At 52.9% G+C, this 1,876-nt stretch carries 1 protein-coding gene; it reads right to left on the reverse strand.

What is annotated here, in order from left to right:
• Window positions 1-1,876 (reverse strand): S8 family serine peptidase (locus tag H6A60_RS11085; RefSeq protein WP_205104596.1); only part of this gene is annotated, 1,876 nt, incomplete at both ends.

The raw sequence follows: 1,876 nt of genomic DNA on the forward strand, positions 1-1,876 counted from the left end.
CCATTTGCGGTCGTCTTGGCTTCCGTTTCCGTGACACCAAAGGAGTCGTTGAAGCCCCAGAGAGTGCCCTCTTCAACCGTCGTACCGCCGCGGTAGGTGTTGTTGCCCGTCATAACGAGCGTACCTTCGCCAGTCTTCACGAGCGAACCGTTGTAGTCGCCGTTTGCGATCTTATCGCGAATAGCCTGAGCACGCTTTTCGTAGTATTCCAGACGCCACTTCATAGCGTCTTCAAGATCGATTTCCTTATCCGGAATACCAGCGAGGTCGTAATTGTGTTCCTGGCCGTCAGCGTTGGCAGAGCCAGTACTCGTGTTCGTCAGCTTGTAATCTGCAGGATCGTCCGATACAACGACCTTACCATCAACCGTGCCGTCATCGGTCACTGACTTCAGCCACTCAATATCTTCTTTGGCGCGCTGATCCAAAGTAACCTGAGAAATGTCATTGGACCAAACGTCAAGATTCTTCAGGTTATAAGTGAATTTCCCATTGAAGAACTGACCAGGACCGTACATCCCCTTTTCCAGGTCAGGGACGCCCCAACCCATGCGGTCGGACACTTCGCCCTCAAGCGGAGTGGTGCCGTCAACATTGTCCCAGCCTTCCATGTTGGTGCCATCGGCATTCTTGTGATTTGCTGTTGTCAACAGCACTTCACGAACCTGTACAGCGCTCATGTCCTGATAGCGAGAGGCGAGAACCGCGAAAGCGCCAGAGACAAACGGAGCAGCCATCGAGGTACCGCTGTAGCCGCCGTAACCACCGCTGATGTTGGAGGTGTAACCGTTCTGACCAGGACCAGCCATCGTCCAGTACTTAGCGTAACCAGCTTCGTTGAAGTTGGCTTCCAATCTGTAATTGTCGGGGTCAGAGGTCGAGCTATTCTGTCTCAAGCCGGCAATGGCAATCCACTGCTTTTCTGCTTCAGGCGTGAAGTACGGGTAGAGTGCACGGTGGTAGGGATTTGCACGGTCGTTATTGCCGTTGGTAAAGACTTGAATGACATCCTTACCCTTCACGGCTTCCCAAGCGGCATCAACAAACGAGGGACCTTCCTCATACATCTTCTTAAAGAGGAAGTATTCGTACTCGATGTCGTTAACGGTCGTAAGCTCAGGACCGCTGTGGTAGTAGTCGAGAATATTGCCGTTTTCATCAACCTGCTTCAGATTCGTACCAAAGCTGTTGTTGATGATCTTCACGCCAGCATTAACCAAGGCATCATAGCCAGTCTTGAAGAAGCCGTAATCCGGGAAGGGGCCATAGTTGGTGTTGTCGTTGCCGCCAGTATTCGCCGAATAAAATTCGGAACCCCAGGCAACGCCATGCATGCCAGTGCCGTTACGGTTGCCGGCATACACACCCGCACAACCGGTACCATGGTTGTCGTTGTACTCGGGGTTGTAATACCCGTCCAAGTCAAACCCTTGGCCCTTGTGGTATTCCTGCTGGTCTCCGGGCTGATTCTGCGGGTAATAAACACCGTCCTTGGAATATTCGCCAGAAGCGTGCACGGCATGCCAACGATCACCGGAAAGTTCCAAATGGTCCTTGAGAATGCCGGAGTCCATCATGCCAACTTTGACACCCTGACCGTGATAGCCAAGAGCATATGCGCTCGAAGCCTTCAGTGCGGTCAAGCCCCAATTTGCCTTGTATTCATCCGTTTCCCAGGAAGCCTTGTCACCGATAACGCCGGTTTCGACGTAACCGTTCGAGTTCGATGCCGAAAGGGAAGAGCCTGACATACCAGCAGGTACGTAAGCGGCAAAAGCGGAACCCGCAGCAAACGCAGCAGCAACGGCAACGGCAGCCATGGTCGCTTTAGCTGCCTTACCGCGCGAAGCGTGCTTTTCATCGGACACGATGTACT

The sequence above is a fragment of the Sutterella massiliensis genome, assembly GCF_016899755.1.
Taxonomy (GTDB): Bacteria; Pseudomonadota; Gammaproteobacteria; order Burkholderiales; family Burkholderiaceae_F; genus Sutterella; species Sutterella massiliensis.